Origin of the sequence: Exiguobacterium sp. K1 (assembly GCF_033721435.1) — a bacterium.
GTDB lineage: Bacteria > Bacillota > Bacilli > Exiguobacteriales > Exiguobacteriaceae > Exiguobacterium_A > Exiguobacterium_A artemiae.
Window position 1 is genome coordinate 523,897 of the sequence record NZ_JAOTIT010000001.1, and the last position, 19,197, is coordinate 543,093.

A 19,197-nucleotide genomic window follows, 5' to 3' on the forward strand; every position below is an offset into this window, starting at 1 on the left:
TGGGGTGGAAACCTTGAGTCCTGGATTACTAAAAATGTGGATTTCGTTTGCCGGGATCGGTTTGTTTGCGATCAGTGTCTTATTGGTCACAATCAGTCGGACGAAATTATCCGGTGCTTGGCAATTCTTGATGTCGACCATTGCTTTTCTTTGTTTTATCGTGGCATCGATCATCATGGTCTTTATCGTCATGGCAGGTCCGAGTGCATGAAAAAACTTTTAATAGTCTTTATGCTGATTCCGGTCATGTTGTTGTCGGGCTGTTTATTTCCGGACAGTCAAAAACCGTCGAATCGGGTTCCGTATCCGGAACAAATTCGAACGGTTCAAAATGCAGTAGACGCCTATCAAAAAGATACCGGCGTTTTGCCGATTAAAACAAGAGAAGCGGATACACCATTAATGGAACGGTATCAAATCGAACTCGGACGTCTGATTCCACGCTATATGAGCGACCCTCCTCCCAACAGTTTTGAAGGGGGCGGGACCTTCATTTATTTACTCGTGGATGTCGAGAAAAAGCCGACGGTTAAATTGATGGACTTGCTTGTAGCAGAAGAACTTCAAAAGCTTCAAGTCCGCATTGATACGTACCGTAAGAAAAATGACAAATATCCTTTCAAAGGTTCGATCGGGAAAAATCAGTTTACGCTTGATTATAAGAAGCTGTTTATCAAAGAGGAACCGAAAGTACCGAGTCCGTATTCCGATGAAAAACTGTCGATCTATGTAGACGGTCAGGGGCAGTTGTTTATCAACTATTTGCCTGAACTTAAAAAAGCGGTCGAAACAGCGAAGAAAAAGCCGAAAGTCGGCCAAGATATTCGGCATTTGCTCTACGATGAGCAACCATTTGTTCCTGCATACTCCCAAAGTTACACAATCAACAAAAAAGGCGAACCTGTGTTTTCTGAGAAATCGATCGAAGAATCAGAAAATTAATGGGGATTCTAACGAAAATGTTGTAATATCAACGTTTATAAGGTATGATTAGCCTCGAAGAAGTGATTGGGAGGGGGTGAACGTAATGAACAAAACTGAACTCATTCAAGCAGTTGTCGAAAAATCAGGTCTGACTAAAAAAGACGTGACGAAAGTTGTCGAATCAACATTCGAATCGATCACTGAGACACTTCAGTCTGGAGAGAAAGTCCAATTGATTGGCTTTGGTAACTTCGAAGTCCGTGAACGCGCAGCTCGTAAAGGTCGCAACCCACGTACAAAAGAAGATATCGAAATCCCAGCAAGCAAAGTACCGGCTTTCAAACCAGGTAAAGCATTGAAAGATGCTGTTAAGTAATTCGGCTACATAGTCGTTCGAGGAATTCCTCGGACGGCTTTTTTTGTGGACATTGAGAGACGAGAAAACGAACTGATTATGGTATATTAAAAAAGAAGAAAATCCATCAACGAGATGGCACTGGAGATCGGGGGGTAAAAGCATGAATCATCAAGAGCTGCTCGTGGAAGAAATGATCACCGCACTCACTACAAAACAAACGACACAATTGGCTCGGCATGTGGATTTCCCTTCCATCAATCGTGAACAAATCAGTTGGTTGATCGATGTCGCCCAAAATGAAACGTTGGCTTGGCAATCACTTGTCAAAGGTGTGCATTATGCACAGGTGGCCTTACTGTTACATGAACGTGTCGGAGAGACCAAAAGAGGTTCGAAAGAACGACAACTGCTGGTTCTGGCGGGAGATTTATTTTCGAGCTACTTCTTTGAAGAATTGGCGTCGCTTCCCCAAACGGCACTCGTAACACTCGGGCGGACCGTTCAGCATGTGAACGAAGCGAAATGTGCCCTTCATGAGGAAAACTACGATTCAACTGAAGAGTATGTCTTATTATGGTTAAAGGCAGAATTCGGATTGGTTCAAGGACTAGCAGCGATTAGCGGAAGAGACTGGTTGACGGAGGACGGACAACGTTTGATTCGTCAACGGGCACAAAGCTTACAATCAAGTGCTCAACAACTGTTATTATCTCATCTGGAACAGATGGCAGTAGCGTAATATCTTCGAAAGGGTGAACTGCGTGCAGACACAAGAAAAAGAGAAAAAAGTATATGAAGTGTTTCAATCGATTTCAAGCAATTATGATCAAATGAACTCCATCATCAGCTTCCGCCTTCATAAATTGTGGAGAAAAGAAACGATGCGCCGGATGAACGTATTTCCAGGTGCAAAGTGTCTCGACTTATGTTGTGGAACCGCTGATTGGACGATTCAGCTTGCGAAAGCAGCCGGTCCGACCGGTGTCATCAAAGGACTTGATTTTTCCGAGAACATGCTGAAAGTTGGTGTCGAAAAAGTTGAAGCGCTTGAGATGAAAAATGTCGAGTTGATTCACGGGAACGCGATGGAGCTTCCGTTTGGCGATCATTCGTTTGATTTCGTGACAATCGGATTTGGACTGCGGAATGTACCGGATTATTTGCAGGTCATCAAAGAAATGCACCGTGTCCTAAAACCGGGCGGGACGGTCGTCTGCCTTGAGACAAGTCAACCGACAGCACCGCTGTTTAAGGAAGCTTACTCCCTGTATTTCGGAAAAATCATGCCGCAGGTCGGTCGTTTGTTTGCCAAATCCTACGATCAATACAACTGGTTGCAAGAGTCAACTGAAGTTTTCCTTGATCGTGTCGAACTGAAACAACTGTTTGAACAAGCCGGATTCATGCAAGTGGAAGTCAAAGCATTTGCAGGTGGGGCGGCTGCAATGCACCTCGGAAAGAAGTGGTGAGATGTCACTGCATTCTATTTATCGAGACGTAACCAAAGAAGTAAATTTAGTGGATCAATTTTTGATCCGTCATATCGCATCGAGCGATCCGACCATCGATGCTGCCGGACAACAATTGCTTCAAGCAGGCGGTAAACGCATTCGGCCGGCCTTTGTGTTGCTCGCATCAAAGTTCGGTCAGGCCGATCGTGATGAGCTTGTGCGTGTTGCAGCCAGTCTTGAACTGGTCCATATGGCTTCACTTGTCCATGATGATGTGATTGATGACGCTGAACTGCGGCGCGGCAAACCAACCGTCATGCAACACTTTGATGAAGAAGTGGCACTCTATTCCGGTAACTTTTTATTTGGTGAGGCAGTTAAACTGATTGGGGAAGTTGGCAAACCGGAACTGGTCCAGGTGATGGTCCATGCGATGCGTGAAATCTGTGAAGGCGAAATCGAGCAGATTTACGATCAGTATGACTGGGAACAATCGATCAAACGGTATATTAAACGGATCGAGCGGAAAACGGCCATCCTGATTGAAGCCAGCTGTCATCTCGGGGCGATTGTCGCGAACTGTTCACCGGAAGATACGAAGGCGTTACGACAATTTGGGCGTGACATTGGTCTAGCTTTCCAAATTGCAGATGATTTGCTTGATTTTACAGCGAAACGGACTGAACTTGGAAAACCTGTCGCAGAAGATTTGCGTCATGGTCATAAAACATTGCCTGTATTTTATGCGTCGGAAGATCAAGAATTTTTCCGGGAATTACAAAAGATCCGTTCAATGCCGAGTCATGAAGAGGTGGCTCCTTTACTGGACCGGTTGCAACGATCAGATGCGTTGGAACGAACGCAACAAACCGTTGATTTATACATTCGGCGGGCGATTCTCCGCTTGAATCATCTCCCGAAATCATCAGCGAAACGGTCCTTGGAAGAAGTCGCCCGGTATGTCGGGAAACGTAAAGGTTGAAAAAATGTAAAAAATTTCTTGCCGCTTGTCCACTTACGCAGTAAACTTACTATGTAAGCGCTTTTTTATCTGTATTTCATAGGGGGAACTAGTAATGGAGCAAACGTTTTTAATGGTAAAACCGGATGGCGTTGAACGAGGTTTGATTGGGGAAATCATCGCTCGTATCGAACGTAAGGGATTCGTAATTCGTGAAATGAAAATGATGCAGGTGACTGAAGAATTAGCACAGGCTCATTACGCGGAACACGCAGAAAAACCATTTTTCGGAGAGTTGGTCACTTTCTTGACATCTGGTCCTGTCGTCGCACTTCGTGTTGAAGGCGAAGATGTAGTCACGGTTTCGCGGATGATGATTGGTAAAACGAAACCGACGGAAGCACTACCGGGAACGATTCGGGGCGATTTTGCAAACACGATGAGCGAGAATGTCATTCACGGTTCAGACAGTGTTGAAAGTGCCGAGCGTGAACTCGGTCTTTGGTTTCAAGGACAACCGTTAAACGTTTGAGGTCAGCAAGACGATTGAGCAACTGCTCAATCGTCTTTTTTGTTTTTTGGAAAGGAAATGGCTTTATGCTAAGATAGAAAATAAGACAGGGAGTGCCTGAAAAGCAATCCCACCAGAGAGAGGATTTGTGAGGTGGACTATGCAGGACTATGAGCTTTTCATCCAACGTTTCTTGAAAAAATCAGGAATTGATTTAGGACAATATAAAGAAGCCCAGATGAAGCGGCGATTAACAGCATTACGTGATAAAAAAGGATACAGTACATTTGCTTCTTATATGCAGGCGATGGAAAAAAGTTCAACTTTGTATGAAGAATTTTTGGATCGGATGACGATTAACGTCAGTGAGTTTTTCCGGAACCCGATTCGATGGCAGCAACTGGAGCAAGATATCTTGCCGGTGTTGCAAGCCCGTGCCCACGGACGGATTCGGACGTGGAGTGCCGCCTGTTCGACAGGTGAAGAGCCGTATTCGTTGGCGATGATCCTAAACGAAAAACTCGATCCGGCACAATTTACGATTCAAGCAACGGACTTAGATGAGTTAGTCCTTGAGAAGGCAAAACAAGGCCGCTACGGAGCGTCCGCTCTGAATGAAGTGGAAGCAGGACGGAAAAAACGTTATTTCATCGAACAAGAACAACAGTTTGAAGTCGTTCCTGAAATCAGACGTCTCGTTCGATTCAGTAAACATAATTTACTCGGTGACCGGTATGATACAGGATTTGATTTGATCATCTGCCGGAATGTCTTGATTTATTTTACTGAGGAAGCCAAGGCACATGTCTATCGGTCATTCGTCGACGCTTTAAAACCGGGGGGCATTTTGTTTGTCGGCGGAACAGAACAGATTTTCCAACCGGAACGATTTGGCTTAAAAATGAAACAAAGCTTTTTTTATGAAAAAATCTAACGGATAAAAGGGGATGAGGCAACATGCGTTACATGACAGCAGGTGAATCACACGGTAAAGGATTATCGGTCATCATCGAAGGAATCCCTTCTGGTCTCATCATTGATTTTGATCAAGTGCAACGTGAGATGACACGACGTCAAGGTGGTTACGGTCGTGGACGGAGAATGCAAATCGAACAGGATGCGGTGGATGTCCGCGGGGGGATCCGGCACGGCTATACGACGGGCGCACCGATCAGTCTGTTCATTGAGAATAAAGACCATACGCACTGGACGAAAGTCATGCAGGCCGAACCGTTGCAGGAGGAACTGGAACGTCCGCGGACACTGACACGTCCACGCCCGGGTCATGCTGATTTGGTCGGCGGATTAAAATACGGACACCGGGATTTACGCGATGTCCTGGAGCGTTCGTCCGCCCGGGAAACGGCAGCGCGTGTCGCGGTCGGTGCCATTGCCAAACAACTGCTCGGTCAACTGGGGATTGATGTGTTTTCTCATGTCCGCTCCATCGGAGGCATCGATGCGGATTTCGTCAACCCGATGGAGTACCGGGAAGTGATTGAGGCGTCGCCTGTTCGCTGTGCCGACGAAGCGGCAGCAGAGCGGATGATGGCAGCGATTGACCAAGCTAAAAAAGACGGGGACACATTAGGCGGAGAAGTCGAAGTCGTCGTGACAGATATGATGCCGGGAATCGGTTCCTTTACACAAAATGAGACGAAACTTGACAGCCGGATCGCCCGTGCCGTCATCAGTGTCAATGCGATGAAAGCAGTCGGGTTTGGCGACGGATTTGATTTGGCGCGCAGAAAAGGTAGTACCGTCCAGGATGAAATCCTGCATGACGAAACCGGGTATTTCCGTAAGACGAATCATCTGGGCGGGATTGAAGGCGGAATGTCGACCGGAATGCCGATTCGGGTCCAAGTGGCGATGAAGCCGATTCCGACGTTATATCGTCCTCTCCAGTCCGTCGATATCGAAACAAAGGAGCCATTCGTCGCTCAGGTCGAACGCAGTGACGCCTGTGCCGTTCCGGCGGCAGCGGTCGTACTGGAAGCCGTCGTAGCCGTCGAGATTGCGGCAGCTGTTCTTGAGATGTTCGGTACATCGACGCTTGACCGCCTGAAACAGGCTGTCACAGCTTACCGGGAGGAGGTGCGTCTCTTTTGACGCATCTGACTATCCGGGCGAGCCGTCCTTATTCCGTCTATGTTGAACCGGATGCCATCCGACGGATTCATGAAGTGAAACAAGCGCAGGAAGCGGATCAGTTCTGGATCATTACGGATCAGACCGTGGCGGATCTGCATATGGCGTCAATCCGCCGTCAACTTGAGAACGTTTTTCCGCTGACGGCTCAGCGTGTCAGTACCGTCGAGCCGGGGGAAGGAAGTAAATCCTTATCCGTCTATCAACGGTTGCTGGAAGAAGGAATTGAGCAGGGCGCAACACGAAAGACGATGATTCTTGCCGTCGGAGGCGGTATGATCGGTGATTTAGCGGGATTCGTTGCAGCGACTTTCCTACGTGGTGTTCCTTTCCTTCAAATCCCGACGACATTGCTCGCACATGATTCGAGTGTCGGCGGAAAGGTTGGATTAAACTTACGTTGGGGTAAGAACTTAGTAGGTGCTTTTTATCAGCCGTCTGCCGTTTTATACGATCCGGCCTTTTTACAAACGTTGTCCGACCGCGAATGGAGAAGCGGTTTTTTTGAATTACTGAAGCATGGATTATTGGCGCGTCCGACTTTTGCGGAAGAGCTGATCGGACTGGGACTTTCAGACATCAAACAATTACCGCTCGCTGACTGGATTTCAGCCGGCATACAGGTGAAACAGCATATCGTAGAACAGGATGAACGGGAAACCGGCATCCGTGCCTTTTTAAACTACGGGCATACTTTCGGCCATGCCGTCGAATATGCGAGTGAGGATCTGTCCCACGGAGAAGCAGTCGGGATCGGACTGGTTTTTGTATCGATCCTTGAAGGCAACGAATACCAAACCAACCGATTGGTCGAGCTGATTCACCGGCTTGGTGTTGTGTTACCGGAACGTCAACCGTTTGAAAGATACTTGGAATTGATGAAACGCGACAAAAAAAATGATGTATCGATTCGATTTGTAGTAAAAGGTGAAGGTGGATTTGCCCTGGAAGCAATCGATCAGAAACGTCTAAAGAATGCATATGATCAAACAGTGAGGTGTTTACAGTGGGCTTAAGAGGGACGGTACGTGTACCGGGCGATAAATCGATGACCCATCGTGCTTTTTTGATGGGTGGAATCGCAGAAGGAACAACAGTGATTTCGAATGCCTTGTTAGGGGCAGATTGTCTGGCGTCACTTGCAGCAGTCGAGGCACTTGGCGCACACGTTCAGCAGACGGAACAAGAAATCCGGATTACCGGGACCACTGCTCTAAAGGCAGCGACGATTGACTGCGGTAATTCAGGAACGACGATTCGTTTACTGAGCGGTATTTTGGCAGGTAGTCAGGAAACGTACACCTTGACAGGAGACGAGTCATTACAACGACGGCCGATGGACCGGGTGACCGTCCCGCTTGCGACACTCGGAGCGGACATTGAAGGGACATACGCGCCGCTGACGATCCATGGTCAACCGCTTGTCGGGACAACCTATACGTTGCCTGTTGCGAGCGCTCAAGTCAAAAGTGCGGTTTTACTGGCCGGATTGTTTGCGACCGGCGAGACGACAGTTGTCGAACCGATTCTGTCACGGGACCATACAGAACGGATGTTGCCGAAATTCGGAGCCGACCTGACTATTCAAGAACAGGAGCAGGGACGGAGAATCCGTCTGCAAGGACCGGTCCGCCTGCAAGCCACGACGATCGACATTCCGGGTGATCCTTCTTCTGCCGCCTTTTGGTGGGCGGCGGCTGTCTTAGGAGCCGACAGTCGGATCACGACGGAACATGTCTTGATGAATCCGACCCGGACAGGATTTTTACAAGTCCTACGGCAGATGGGAGCCAGTGTCGAAATCACGAACCGTCGGGAAACGGCGGGGGAAGAGACGGCTGACGTGACGCTGATGACGACTTCCCTGCAAGCTGTAGCGATTGAAGGGGAGCAAATTCCTTCGTTGATCGACGAAATTCCGTTGCTTGCCCTACTTGCGACACAAGCCGAAGGACGAACCGTCATCCGGGATGCAGCGGAACTGCGTGTTAAAGAGACGGACCGGATCGAGACGGTTGTTTCGACGCTGCGAAAGATTGGTGCGCAGATTGAAGCGACGGAAGACGGCATGATTATTGACGGACCGACACCACTTGTCGGAGCGACGGTCGACAGTGCCGGAGACCATCGTCTGGCGATGATGCTGACGATTGCTTCGACATTACAGCCGGAAATCGAGGTCCTTGGGAATGAAGTAGTTGAAGTCAGCTACCCGACGTTTTATGATGATTTAAAGACACTGCAACAAACGAATCCCTGAAAAGATCTCGAACAGTGAAATAGAGGAAAGTGAGGCGTTTGCCTTGAACGAACACGTATTAAAAGAAATAGTCGAGAGTCTCGAACACGGCCATACGTCTGAAGCGTTAGTCGCACTCGAACAACTCGAAAAAACAGGAACGGACGAAGATCGTCTGGCGGTGGCTGATTTGTACATCGAATTAGGATTATCCGACCGTGCCGTCGATCTGTTGGCTCCGTTGTACGTCGATTACTCAGGGAATGCCGGTGTGGCCTTATTGCTTGCCGAATGTTACATCGATCTCGACCGGGAAGAAGAGGCCATCACCGTCCTGGAACAGGTGGATGTGACGGATATCGAAAATGGTCCCCGGACGTTGGTCCTGCTCGCCGACTTGTATCAGTCGCAAGGACTTGATGAAGTAGCATTGGCCAAATTAAAGGAGGCCCGGGAATTAGCACCAAATGAACCGTTGCTTGCTTATGGACTGGCTGAACTGTATATGACACTCGGTGCATTTGATCAAGCGGTTCCTTTGTTTGCTGAAATTGCGGCTGATCCGGTCTTGCGGGAAGAATTGCCGCTGGATGCCCTCTATGCGGAAGCATTGGCCATGATCGGGGAGTTCGAAGAAGCGATTCCACTGTATGAACGCGCCGTGGCGGAACGGTCGGATCTGCATACATTGTTCGGACTCGCGATGACGGCTCACCGGGTCGGACAACATCAAAAAGCGGTCGAGACATTCCAACAATTGATTGCTCAGGATCCTGATTATACGTCGGCGTATGTCCCGTACGCGGAAAGTCAGGCTGAACTCGGACTGACGAAAGAAGCGCTTAATGTCATCAAACAGGGAATCGAGCGCGACGATTACAACGATGAGTTGCGAACGATGGAAGCATTGTTCCTCTTGAAACTTGGAGACCGGGAAGGCAGTGTGAAAGCATTGCGTGAAGCCCTGGCCCTCAATCCGGAATCGCTCGTCGCGGCCGAAAGACTGCTTGCACTGCTCGCGGAAGATGAAGATCACGATGCGACGCTTGAGACGATTTCCGCCATCGAAGAACATGTGACGGCACCGATTCTGACCTGGTACCGGGCACGCTCCTTATATGCATTAGAAGAGTATACGCAAGCGATGGAGAAATATGCGCAAGTCGAGGCTGCTTTTGCGGATGATGCGTTATTCTTAAAAGAGTATGGATATGCGCTCGTGGAAGAAGGACGCCGGGACGAAGGGCTGATCTTATTACGCCGGGCGGCCGCTCTGACACCGGAAGATGCCGATTTAGTCGACTATGTCGAACGAATGGATGGATGACTTCACTGGAGAAGGGAGTAGGATTAAGATGACAGAGAGAAAGCAGCGTTTCTTGCGCCGCATCTTGACCTATTATACGTTGAAACGTCGGGAATCAAAGTGGATCATCGATTATTGGCTTCGAAACGATTCGAAGCTCGAACAGGTTCACTTTGTTCAAAATGCCATGTTTGCGCCAAAAGCAATGATCATTACGACCTATGGATTTGATGCAGACCCGTTTCTCTTTAAAAAAGGAGAGGTCAAAACGACCGATCCGGAAAAAGCCTACCATGATATTCGATTGACGGATGAGCCGCTTTATATCGAGTTGAACTTTCAAGGGATGATGATGGATGATGAGTACCTCTCGCTGTTGGAGGAAAATCCGTTCCGACCGGAAGTAGCCGTTGAACCGAAACTGGCCGATGCTGCGATGAATTTCATTGCGGCGACGGTCAACCGTCAAGAAGAAGAACGTTTGGTCCGGTTGATCGACGAGGCGCTTGACGCCCGGGATAAACATCGTTTCCAATCGCTTTCGGACGAATTGCGAATCATCCGCAGCCAACTCTGATCGAAAAATCGAGTCGTTTGCCTTCCTTCGACTGTACTGAAGGGAGGCTTTTTTTCGAAATCGAAACTAAGGGGAAAATATGAAGAAAAATTGTAGCTAATTTCATAAAACGTTCACATTAAAGAAGCAGTAACAAAAGCGGATATGATACATTAAATGTGACGAAATGTAAGTGAACAGGAAAGGGGGGAATGACTTGCGTTTCAAACCATCCGATGTTCAAAGGACAAGAAACGAACAAGCGTATATCGATACGTTGATTGTCCCATTGATTCCCGTCGGATTCGACGAAGCGATGCATGCTTTCTCGGAATGTGCAGATATGACGATGACCGTCGCGACGGAAGTCGAACGGCAATTGTCGGGACGGGCGATGCTTGTACCGGCGATGACGTATATCGGTGAACCGTCCATCGACCAGCTTACGAGTTGGCAACAAGCGGCATCTTCAGAACAGTTTCGATTTGTGACGTTCATTACTGCCGATTTACGGTGGAAAGAGACATCGGTCACGGACATTATTTATGTCCCGCGTTTATCGCTTGAGACGATGAGCCGAGATCAACAAGGTCAGATGGTCGGGAATTTTGTCGGGCAAGTCTTAGAGCAGTTAGGAAACCGCTGGACCGCGCTATGAAGCGGTTGACGCAATGATTTTATTAAGATACTATTACCATGTGAGAAATTTGTGTGAAGTACCGTGGTCTTGGGGCACAGTGTACATCACGAGGGGGGATCGAGATGGCTCAAAACGGGTCTAATGTAACACGTCGTCAATTCTTGACGTATACATTGACTGGAGTCGGCGGCTTTATGGCGGCGACGATGGTCATGCCGATGGTCAACTTCGCAGTTGATCCAGTCCTGAAGAAATCAGGAGCAGGCGATAAAGTAAAAGTAATGAAGTTGTCGGACATCACGACAGAACCAAAACGGGTTGACTTCAAAAAACAAACACAGGATGCGTGGTATGAGTTTGAAGAAACGTTATCTGCGTGGGTGTTTAAAAATGATAAAGGCGAAGTGTTAGCTTTATCACCGATCTGTAAACACTTAGGATGCCAGGTCAGTTTTGGAGCGGATCCGACGCACCCAGAACAATTCTATTGCCCATGTCATTTCGGCCGGTATACGAAAGACGGCGTCAACGTACCAGGTACGCCTCCGACGAAACCGCTTGATGAATATGAAAAGCAAGAGAAAGATGGTTTCCTTTACCTAGGTAAACCAGTCGAAAGAGGTGCGTAAGCGATGATGCAAAAAATTTATGATTGGATTGATGAGCGCGTTGATATCACGCCGCTTTGGCGGGATATTGCCGATCATGAAGTTCCAGAACACGTTAACCCGGCCCATAACTTCTCAGCATTTGTTTATTGTTTTGGCGGGTTGACATTCTTTACGATTGTCATCCAGATTCTTTCAGGAATGTTCCTGACAATGTATTACGTACCAGACATCATCAATGCGCATGCGTCCGTGTACTATCTTCAAAATGAAGTAGCTCACGGTCAAATCGTCCGTGGTATGCACCACTGGGGCGCATCGGTCGTCATCGTAATGTTGTTCTTACATACATTACGTGTCTTCTTCACAGGTTCATACAAAAAACCACGTGAATTGAACTGGGTTGTCGGTGTACTGTTGTTCTTCGTTGTCTTAGCACTTGGTTTGACAGGATACCTGTTGCCATGGGATATGAAAGCATTGTTCGCGACGAAAGTTACCATTCAAATCGCGGAAAGTATTCCTGTCATCGGTGGTATTGCAAAAACACTCCTGGCGGGTGGAGAAATCGTCGGTGCAAGCACAATCGCTCGATTCTTTGCGATTCACGTCTTCTTCCTTCCTGCAGCATTGTTCGTCTTGCTCGGGGCCCACTTCATGATGATCCGGAAACAAGGGATCTCTGGACCACTTTAAACCGACACTTATTATTAGACAACTAAAAGGGGGAGAACACGATGCATCGTGGTAAAGGAATGAAATTCGTCACCGATTCACGGGTGTCGATCAACAACCGGATGCCGAACAAGTCAAAAGACTATTCGGAGTATCCAGGTCGGACGGAAGCGTTCTGGCCAAACTTCTTGCTTCGCGAATGGATGGTAGGAGCGGTCTTCTTGATCGGCTTCATGACCTTGACAATCGTTGAAGCAGCACCGCTTCAAAATATTGCTGACCCGACGAATACGTCGTACATTCCACTTCCGGACTGGTACTTCCTATTCCTCTATCAGCTCTTGAAATACCAATTCGCGGCTGGTCCGTACATTTTAATGGGAACGGTCATCCTGCCTGGTCTTGCGTTTACAGCATTGCTCGTAGCGCCATGGCTTGACCAGGGACTCGAACGTCGCCCGGCAAAACGTCCGATCGCCGTCAGCATGATGTTACTTGCCATCGTATCGATCGTCTTCTTGACATGGGAATCGGTTCAGACAACACACTGGGATACTATCCATAAACAAGGTGAGTTGACAATGAACGAAGGTCCAAAAATCGATACATCAGCAAAAGGGTTCGAGATTTACTCGAACCAATCATGTGTCAACTGTCACGGTAAGAACCTCGAAGGCGGCGCAGCAGCTCCAGCCCTCGTCGGGACGAAAAAGACAGAAAAAGAAATTTATGATATCGCAGTCAAAGGTGTCGGTTCGATGCCTGCTGGACAGTTCAAAGGTTCAGATGCCGAACATAAAGAACTTGCTAAATTCATCGCTTCATACGGTGAAGGCGGAGAAAACAATAAATAAGACAACCGGCCGGGGGAATTTTCCTCCGGTTTTTGTCTATCATGAGGTGACAATACATGCTGTTCATTCATCTGTTAAAACATAAAGCTGTGCTTTGGCCGCTCGCTTTGATTAATTTGGGCGGAACATTATACGGCTATTACTGGTATCAACCCCAACTGGCGCAGTCGAAGTGGTACTATTATCCGTTCATTCCGGACAGTCCGACAGCCTCGCTCTTTTTTACGATTATTGTCTTTTTATGGATTTTCAACCGCCGTTCCCGTTTATTTGAAGCCCTTGCCTTTGTGACGTTAATCAAATACGGGGTGTGGGCGGTCGTCATGAATGCCTTGATGTTACGGGAACTCGGGACGGAGAATTCCTATTTGACGGCCATGGCGTTGATGCTGATGGTCTCGCACGGGGCGATGGCGTTTCAGGCATTGCTTTACGCGCCGGTCATGACGTTTCGGGTCAAAGAGCTGCTCCTTGTCGCAATTTGGGTCGTCCATAACGATGTCGTCGATTACGTTCTCGGACAGTGGCCGCGGTATCCGGCACTCGCCGAACATATCCAGTGGATCGGTTACGGCTCGTTCTGGCTGACTGGATTATGTCTTTTGATGGGATATTGGTTTGTGGCACGCGATTCGATTGACAATAAGGTCGCTTGAACATAAAATAAGACTATAATCTTTTTTTATGAAAGGAAGCGACGACATGGCGAACTATTTGATTTATCTGGCCATCATCATCATCGTGCCGATTTGGGCGCAGATGCGTGTCAGAAAAACGTACAAGAAATATCAGGAAGTTCCGATTCACAGCGGCGTGACCGGAGCACAGGTCGCAGATTTCATCATGAAGCAAAACGGAATCACGAATGTGCGTCTAGAACCAATCGGCGGAACGATGTCCGATCATTACGATCCAACGAATAAAGTCGTCCGTTTGTCAGAAGATGTTTACTACGGTTCGACTGTCTCAGCCGTCTCGATTGCTGCCCACGAAATCGGGCACGTCATTCAAGATGCGACCGACTACAGCATGATGCGGGTTCGTCACCGGATTGCGCCAGTGGCTTCGATCACGTCCAACTTATCGTTCCCGTTGTTACTGATCGGTTTCCTCGCCGGAATGAGCGGACTTGCCATGCTTGGGGTCATCCTGATGCTCGGAGCCGTCATCTTCCAACTCGTCACGTTACCGGTCGAGTTTGATGCGTCGAACCGGGCGATGGCCCAGTTGACGGAACACGGAATCATCGATGCGGAAGAAGAGCGCGGCTCACGCCGTGTCTTGAATGCTGCAGCTTGGACATACGTTGCTGCGACACTCGTCGCGATTGCTGAGTTCGTCCGTTTGGCTTTGATTGTCTTTGCACCGTCAAGTGATGACTAACTAATCGAATCGAAAAAAAATGACGAGAAGTCCGCAATGGATTTCTCGTCATTTTTATTGTCATTGATTACGTTTCTTTAATCGGGACCCGGTTTTCATCAAAGGTAAACCCTTCACCAGTCACTTCATAGACATCGTGCAGAGTGATAAAAGCATGTTGATCGATTGATTTGACAAGTGTCTTCAACCGTGTAATTTCATTGCGGGCGACGACGACGTACAAGACTTCCAAGTCGCGTCCCGAATAGCCACCTTTGGCGATCAGGCGGGTCGTCCCGCGGTTCATCGTCGCATGGATACCGTCTGCAATTTCCGTCCGTTGATCGCTGATGATCATCGCGGCTTTTCCGGCATAGGTACCTTCTTGCATCCAGTCAATGACCCGGGCTCCGACGTAGACGGCAAGTAATGTATACATCGCCTGTTTATAGTCGAGATAGCTCAGTGAAGCGACGATGACAAAAAAGTCGAAGACCATAAACGTTCTGCCGATCGACCAACCAAAATACCGTTTGGTCAAGCGGGCGATGATATCGACCCCGCCGGTCGTCCCGCCATTATTGAAAATGATACCGAGCCCAACACCGATGAAAACCCCGGCAAACAAGGCTGCGAGAACCATATCGTCTTTCAAGAAAATTTCAAGCGGAGAATATTTTGCAATCAATCCATACCAAATCGAGAAACTGAACGTTCCGATCAATGTATAGACGAACGTCGTCCGTCCGAGCAGTTTATAACTGACGAGAAATAACGGAATGTTGAGCAACAAGTTCGTAACGGACGGGGAAAAACCGAACAGTCCTTTTAAGATCAAGGTGATTCCTGTAAATCCTCCTTCTGCCAACTCGTTTTGCACGTTAAAATGATAAATACCAAAAGCGAAAATAAAGGATCCGATCAAAATCCAGATGATGTTTTGAATACGAATCGGAAACTGAAATGGGGGTGCCATCTGATTGCTCCTCTCTGACATGACTCTTTCTCTAGGGTAACGGCAGACGTCAAAAAAGACTAGCTTTTCTGACGAAAATCGTTCGAAAAGTGACGGATGTAGTTTTTAGTCGGCAATTTGATTACAATGAGCAGGGACAAGACATTACTTACAGGACATTATTTAATGAGGAGAGAGTGACTAGATATGAAAAAAGCGATTGGGATTCTCTGTTATCCATCGGTCGGCGGCAGTGGTGTCGTGGCGACGGAACTCGGAATGAAGTTAGCGGACCGGGGGCATGATGTTCATTTCATCACCTCGAGCATTCCGTTCCGCTTGACGGAATATCGTCCGAACATTACCGTTCATTTGGTTGAAGTGAATCAATATTCGGTCTTTAAATATCCCCCGTATGACATTACCCTGGCGTCAAAAGTCGCGGAAGTGATCGATCTGTTTGATCTTGACATCATTCATGCGCATTACGCGGTCCCGCATGCCGTATGCGCGGAACTTGGGCGGAATATGGCGAAGAAAAAAGGGGTTGGTGTCGTGACAACCTTACACGGGACAGACATTACCGTCATCGGTCAGGACTTGGAAATGCAACCGGCCATCCGGTACGGAATCGAAAGTTCAGATGCCGTCACGGCGGTTTCAGAAAGCCTGGCCCTCGAAACGAACATAACATTAAACGGACAGTATGCGATCGAAGTCATCCCAAACTCGATTGACGAAAGTATGTATTATCCGATGCGGGATGAACGGTTGAAGAGGCATTACGGTATCGAGCCGGATGAAATCGTCGTCATTCATATTTCGAATTTCCGACCGGTCAAACGAATCGACGATACGATTGCCGCGTTTGCAATCGCTTCAAAAGACCGGGCGATGCGGTTATTGTTGGTCGGGGACGGTCCGGAAATGGGACAGACGAGACGCCGGGCAAAGGAACTCGGAATTTACGACAAAATCATTTTTGCCGGGAAACAGGAGCATGTCGCTCAGTTGCTGGCAATCAGCGATATTCATTTACTGTTGTCGGAAAAAGAAGCCTTCGGACTGGTTGTTCTTGAGGCGATGGCCGTTGGTGTCCCGAGTGTCGTCTCGAGCGCCGGAGGATTACCGGAAGTGATTCAGGACGGAAAAACAGGATTCATCGTTCCGACGTATGATGTCAAGACGGCAGCGGACCGAATCGGAAAGTTGGCTGATGACGCGGCCTTGCGGGAAGAATTGGCAGAGGAAGGAATCCGCGATACCCGGAGACGGTTTGATTCCAATCAGGTCGTTCGTGCTTATGAACTGTTATATGAACGGGTGTGTGCGCAATATGAAAATGCTTGAGTCTGCGAATCAGATCATCCAAACGATTGAAGCGGCAGGCGGCGAAGCCTATGTCGTCGGGGGAGCGGTTCGGGATATGTTGCTTAAACGCGAACCCGGAGATTATGACTTGGCAACGTCGCTGCTTCCGGAAGCGGTCATGCACCTGTTTCCGGTCGTGATTCCGACCGGACTGGATCACGGAACCGTCACGGTTGTCCTTGATCATATACCGTTTGAAGTGACGACCTTTCGTTCGGAAAGTGCGTACAGTGACCGGCGGCGTCCGGACGAAGTGACGCTAGGTGTCAGCCTGGAGGAAGATCTGACGCGCCGTGATTTCACCATCAATGCGATGGCGCTGAAGCCGACCGGTCTCGTCGATCTGTTCGGCGGTCAAGCTGATCTGACGACGAAAGTCGTCCGGACAGTCGGGCGGGCGGAAGACCGGTTTGATGAAGATGCCCTGCGGATGATCCGGGCGTTCCGTTTTATGAGTCAGTTGGAGTTTACACTCGATCCGGAGACAGAACGGGCCATCGAAAATAAAAAACAGCACCTTTCATCCGTTGCCGTCGAACGGATCGCCATTGAATTTGAAAAACTGCTGTTAGGTCCCGGGCGCAAAGCCGCTTTAGCAGCGATGCGTCGGACAGGAATCGGACACTATATGCCGCATATGAACGATGTGATACTGCATCAGTTGATGCTGCTGCCGTTTAATGGTGTGTCGCCGGACGACGTATGGACGCTCGTCTTGGTGGCCGGACTCCGTCCCGAGTCTTTACGGGCATGGAAACGGTCTAAAAAACAAGAAGGCCGGGCGAAGACCTTCGCTCCGCTCGTTCACGAACAGACGTTATCCGATTGGCAACGTTACCGGCTGTCGGATGAAGAATTGGACCATTTGAATCAGATGACGGGATACCGTCACGAAGGCCGGGCGTCCTTGCCGATTCGGCGTCTGCAAGACTTGGCGGTCAACGGACGGGACATGATGGAGCTCGGTTTACGAAAACATCAGATTAAAGAAGCACTCCATCATTTGGAGCGGCAAGTCGTGCACCGTCAGTTGGATAATGAGCGCGAGATTCTGGTAAAGGAAGTGATGAGTTGGAAAAATCAACACGGGACCGGGTCCTCCAGGCATTGATGCGAGCTGACTGGATATCCGGTCAAGAGTTGGCGGATCAATTGAATATTTCACGTACCGCTATTTGGAAACAAATTGCGGCATTGAAAGAGGACGGCTATATCATCGAAGCCCATAAAAAAACCGGATATCATTTGGCGGATCGGGGTGACCGGTTGACACCGCTTGCGATTCAGCATTATGTGCGAACGGACACTTTGGGACAACAGATCATTCATCTCGAACAGACGGAAACCACACAACGGATTGCGCATGAGCAGGCGCAACAAGCAGCAAGTGAAGGGACGTTAATTGTCTGTGACTTTCAAACCGACGGACGGGGACAACTTGGACGGACCTGGCACGAGACGCGGAGTGCAGGTATTGCAATGAGTTTAATTTTGCGTCCCACAGCACCGCTTCACCAGGCCGGGCAATTGACCTTACTTGCCGGAATCGCTTTAGCCGAGACATTACGGACACTAGACGTCCCGGCGACGATTAAATGGCCAAACGATTTGTTGATTGCCGGAAGAAAAGTTGCCGGAATCCTAACGGAAATGCAGACGGAAGCCGATCGCATCAATTCCGTCATCATCGGAATCGGTATCAATGTCCACCACACGCAATTTCCGGAACTTTTATCGGATCGGGCGACCTCTTTACATTTAGCAACCGGAAAATTAATCGCCCGCGCTGAAATCGTCGGATTGTTTTTAAACACGTTTGAACCGATGTACAAGAAATGGTTGACAGAAGGATTCGCATCGTTTGTCCCGGCATGGGAGAAATACGCCGACCGGTTAAACGATTTAGTGACGTTGCGGACCCGGCAAGAGACCGTGACCGGAATCTTACGCGGAATTCAGGCGGACGGTACCTTACAAATTGAAACAGAGACAGGACTGAAAGCATTTCATTCCGCCGAACTGGTTTACTGGACGGAGATGTAAGCTCGGACGTTTGCAGTCTGCTTTTTGAATCATGTATAATAAGTGCGAGGATGATAGCCACTTGGAGTCATACCGGTTAGAGGCTTATATTCATATTGTTTATTTGACTGCCTTGATCCTACTCGGACAGGGACAGAAGGATGATTTTGCACTTATTCATGCCTTCTTTCCTATGCTATTTTTTAGGAAGGAAGGCATTTCCTTTTGTCCTCTCTAAACTATGAAGGAGAGA

At 48.5% G+C, this 19,197-nt stretch carries 23 protein-coding genes; 22 read left to right on the forward strand and 1 reads right to left on the reverse strand.

Annotation, left to right across the window (positions count from 1 at the left end):
• The first annotated feature begins 13 nt into the window (after positions 1 to 13).
• From N7U64_RS02585 to N7U64_RS02675, 19 genes are all read left to right on the forward strand, one after another.
• On the forward strand, positions 14 to 211 hold the full coding sequence (locus N7U64_RS02585) for a DUF2768 domain-containing protein (RefSeq protein WP_251135900.1): 198 nt from the start codon (positions 14 to 16) through the stop codon (positions 209 to 211).
• On the forward strand, positions 208 to 942 hold the full coding sequence (locus tag N7U64_RS02590) for a hypothetical protein (RefSeq protein ID WP_012370672.1): 735 nt from the start codon (positions 208 to 210) through the stop codon (positions 940 to 942). The genes N7U64_RS02585 and N7U64_RS02590 overlap by 4 nt, the downstream gene beginning before the upstream one ends.
• A gap of 85 nt (positions 943 to 1,027) precedes the next feature.
• Entirely contained in the window at positions 1,028 to 1,300 is a 273-nt protein-coding gene (locus N7U64_RS02595) for an HU family DNA-binding protein (protein WP_012370671.1), read from the forward strand.
• Between the two features lie 142 nt (positions 1,301 to 1,442).
• On the forward strand, positions 1,443 to 2,021 hold the full coding sequence (locus N7U64_RS02600; RefSeq protein ID WP_012370670.1) for a heptaprenyl diphosphate synthase component 1: 579 nt from the start codon (positions 1,443 to 1,445) through the stop codon (positions 2,019 to 2,021).
• 22 nt (positions 2,022 to 2,043) lie between these two features.
• Entirely contained in the window at positions 2,044 to 2,751 is a 708-nt protein-coding gene (locus N7U64_RS02605) for a demethylmenaquinone methyltransferase (RefSeq protein ID WP_012370669.1), read from the forward strand.
• A gap of 49 nt (positions 2,752 to 2,800) precedes the next feature.
• Positions 2,801 to 3,715, forward strand: coding sequence for a polyprenyl synthetase family protein (locus N7U64_RS02610; RefSeq protein ID WP_290828709.1), 915 nt, complete (start codon positions 2,801 to 2,803; stop codon positions 3,713 to 3,715).
• Between the two features lie 94 nt (positions 3,716 to 3,809).
• Entirely contained in the window at positions 3,810 to 4,226 is a 417-nt protein-coding gene (gene ndk, locus N7U64_RS02615; protein WP_012370667.1) for a nucleoside-diphosphate kinase, read from the forward strand.
• 139 nt (positions 4,227 to 4,365) lie between these two features.
• Entirely contained in the window at positions 4,366 to 5,139 is a 774-nt protein-coding gene (locus N7U64_RS02620) for a CheR family methyltransferase (RefSeq protein WP_012370666.1), read from the forward strand.
• Positions 5,140 to 5,162: 23 nt separating this feature from the next.
• Positions 5,163 to 6,317, forward strand: coding sequence for a chorismate synthase (aroC, locus tag N7U64_RS02625; RefSeq protein WP_012370665.1), 1,155 nt, complete (start codon positions 5,163 to 5,165; stop codon positions 6,315 to 6,317).
• The gene (gene aroB, locus N7U64_RS02630) at positions 6,314 to 7,372 is read left to right on the forward strand and encodes a 3-dehydroquinate synthase (RefSeq protein WP_318928359.1); all 1,059 of its coding nucleotides are present in this window, start codon (positions 6,314 to 6,316) and stop codon (positions 7,370 to 7,372) included. Before aroC ends, aroB begins: the two co-directional genes overlap by 4 nt.
• Positions 7,363 to 8,616 (forward strand): 3-phosphoshikimate 1-carboxyvinyltransferase, encoded by a 1,254-nt coding sequence (aroA, locus tag N7U64_RS02635; protein WP_318928361.1) that lies wholly within the window; start codon positions 7,363 to 7,365, stop codon positions 8,614 to 8,616. Before aroB ends, aroA begins: the two co-directional genes overlap by 10 nt.
• Before the next feature lie 43 nt (positions 8,617 to 8,659).
• On the forward strand, positions 8,660 to 9,922 hold the full coding sequence (locus tag N7U64_RS02640) for a tetratricopeptide repeat protein (RefSeq protein ID WP_012370662.1): 1,263 nt from the start codon (positions 8,660 to 8,662) through the stop codon (positions 9,920 to 9,922).
• 28 nt (positions 9,923 to 9,950) lie between these two features.
• Positions 9,951 to 10,478, forward strand: a complete 528-nt coding sequence (locus N7U64_RS02645; RefSeq protein ID WP_012370661.1) for a ReoY family proteolytic degradation factor — start codon at positions 9,951 to 9,953, stop codon at positions 10,476 to 10,478.
• A gap of 196 nt (positions 10,479 to 10,674) precedes the next feature.
• Positions 10,675 to 11,115: a DUF2487 family protein gene (locus N7U64_RS02650; RefSeq protein WP_012370660.1), complete on the forward strand. Its 441-nt coding sequence runs from the start codon at positions 10,675 to 10,677 to the stop codon at positions 11,113 to 11,115.
• A 104-nt stretch (positions 11,116 to 11,219) separates the two neighbouring features.
• A complete protein-coding gene (locus tag N7U64_RS02655; protein ID WP_026828085.1) occupies positions 11,220 to 11,726 on the forward strand; it encodes a ubiquinol-cytochrome c reductase iron-sulfur subunit in 507 nt (168 codons plus the stop codon).
• Positions 11,727 to 11,729: 3 nt separating this feature from the next.
• Positions 11,730 to 12,401, forward strand: coding sequence for a menaquinol-cytochrome c reductase cytochrome b subunit (gene qcrB / locus N7U64_RS02660; RefSeq protein ID WP_012370658.1), 672 nt, complete (start codon positions 11,730 to 11,732; stop codon positions 12,399 to 12,401).
• A 41-nt stretch (positions 12,402 to 12,442) separates the two neighbouring features.
• Positions 12,443 to 13,234, forward strand: a complete 792-nt coding sequence (locus N7U64_RS02665; protein WP_214848919.1) for a menaquinol-cytochrome c reductase cytochrome b/c subunit — start codon at positions 12,443 to 12,445, stop codon at positions 13,232 to 13,234.
• Positions 13,235 to 13,290: 56 nt separating this feature from the next.
• The gene (locus N7U64_RS02670) at positions 13,291 to 13,890 is read left to right on the forward strand and encodes a DUF1405 domain-containing protein (protein ID WP_318928367.1); all 600 of its coding nucleotides are present in this window, start codon (positions 13,291 to 13,293) and stop codon (positions 13,888 to 13,890) included.
• Positions 13,891 to 13,936: 46 nt separating this feature from the next.
• Complete coding sequence (locus N7U64_RS02675; RefSeq protein ID WP_318928368.1) at positions 13,937 to 14,617, forward strand: zinc metallopeptidase; 681 nt, start codon at positions 13,937 to 13,939, stop codon at positions 14,615 to 14,617.
• A gap of 67 nt (positions 14,618 to 14,684) precedes the next feature.
• On the opposite strand, the gene N7U64_RS02680 is transcribed toward N7U64_RS02675, so the two are convergent.
• Positions 14,685 to 15,572, reverse strand: a complete 888-nt coding sequence (locus N7U64_RS02680) for a YitT family protein (protein ID WP_012370654.1) — start codon at positions 15,570 to 15,572, stop codon at positions 14,685 to 14,687.
• A 186-nt stretch (positions 15,573 to 15,758) separates the two neighbouring features.
• Between N7U64_RS02680 and bshA the strand changes: the two genes are divergently transcribed.
• Genes bshA through N7U64_RS02695 form a run of 3 tightly spaced genes read left to right on the forward strand, consistent with a single transcriptional unit; the run spans position 15,759 to position 18,965 of the window.
• The gene (gene bshA, locus N7U64_RS02685; RefSeq protein ID WP_012370653.1) at positions 15,759 to 16,901 is read left to right on the forward strand and encodes an N-acetyl-alpha-D-glucosaminyl L-malate synthase BshA; all 1,143 of its coding nucleotides are present in this window, start codon (positions 15,759 to 15,761) and stop codon (positions 16,899 to 16,901) included.
• On the forward strand, positions 16,888 to 18,033 hold the full coding sequence (locus N7U64_RS02690; RefSeq protein ID WP_318928372.1) for a CCA tRNA nucleotidyltransferase: 1,146 nt from the start codon (positions 16,888 to 16,890) through the stop codon (positions 18,031 to 18,033). Before bshA ends, N7U64_RS02690 begins: the two co-directional genes overlap by 14 nt.
• Positions 17,994 to 18,965 carry a biotin--[acetyl-CoA-carboxylase] ligase gene (locus N7U64_RS02695; RefSeq protein ID WP_318928373.1) on the forward strand — a complete coding sequence of 324 codons (972 nt, stop codon included), beginning with the start codon at positions 17,994 to 17,996 and terminating at the stop codon, positions 18,963 to 18,965. The genes N7U64_RS02690 and N7U64_RS02695 overlap by 40 nt, the downstream gene beginning before the upstream one ends.
• The last annotated feature ends 232 nt before the right edge of the window (positions 18,966 to 19,197 follow it).

Coding starts and splice junctions, on each gene's coding strand:
- N7U64_RS02590 (WP_012370672.1), top strand. CDS start 208: ATGAAAAAACTTTTAATAGTCTTTATGCTGATTCCGGTCATGTTGTTG.
- N7U64_RS02595 (WP_012370671.1), top strand. CDS start 1,028: ATGAACAAAACTGAACTCATTCAAGCAGTTGTCGAAAAATCAGGTCTG.
- N7U64_RS02600 (WP_012370670.1), top strand. CDS start 1,443: ATGAATCATCAAGAGCTGCTCGTGGAAGAAATGATCACCGCACTCACT.
- ndk (WP_012370667.1), top strand. CDS start 3,810: ATGGAGCAAACGTTTTTAATGGTAAAACCGGATGGCGTTGAACGAGGT.
- N7U64_RS02620 (WP_012370666.1), top strand. CDS start 4,366: ATGCAGGACTATGAGCTTTTCATCCAACGTTTCTTGAAAAAATCAGGA.
- aroC (WP_012370665.1), top strand. CDS start 5,163: ATGCGTTACATGACAGCAGGTGAATCACACGGTAAAGGATTATCGGTC.
- N7U64_RS02645 (WP_012370661.1), top strand. CDS start 9,951: ATGACAGAGAGAAAGCAGCGTTTCTTGCGCCGCATCTTGACCTATTAT.
- N7U64_RS02655 (WP_026828085.1), top strand. CDS start 11,220: ATGGCTCAAAACGGGTCTAATGTAACACGTCGTCAATTCTTGACGTAT.
- qcrB (WP_012370658.1), top strand. CDS start 11,730: ATGATGCAAAAAATTTATGATTGGATTGATGAGCGCGTTGATATCACG.
- N7U64_RS02665 (WP_214848919.1), top strand. CDS start 12,443: ATGCATCGTGGTAAAGGAATGAAATTCGTCACCGATTCACGGGTGTCG.
- N7U64_RS02670 (WP_318928367.1), top strand. CDS start 13,291: ATGCTGTTCATTCATCTGTTAAAACATAAAGCTGTGCTTTGGCCGCTC.
- N7U64_RS02675 (WP_318928368.1), top strand. CDS start 13,937: ATGGCGAACTATTTGATTTATCTGGCCATCATCATCATCGTGCCGATT.
- N7U64_RS02680 (WP_012370654.1), bottom strand. CDS start 15,572: ATGGCACCCCCATTTCAGTTTCCGATTCGTATTCAAAACATCATCTGG.
- bshA (WP_012370653.1), top strand. CDS start 15,759: ATGAAAAAAGCGATTGGGATTCTCTGTTATCCATCGGTCGGCGGCAGT.
- N7U64_RS02690 (WP_318928372.1), top strand. CDS start 16,888: ATGAAAATGCTTGAGTCTGCGAATCAGATCATCCAAACGATTGAAGCG.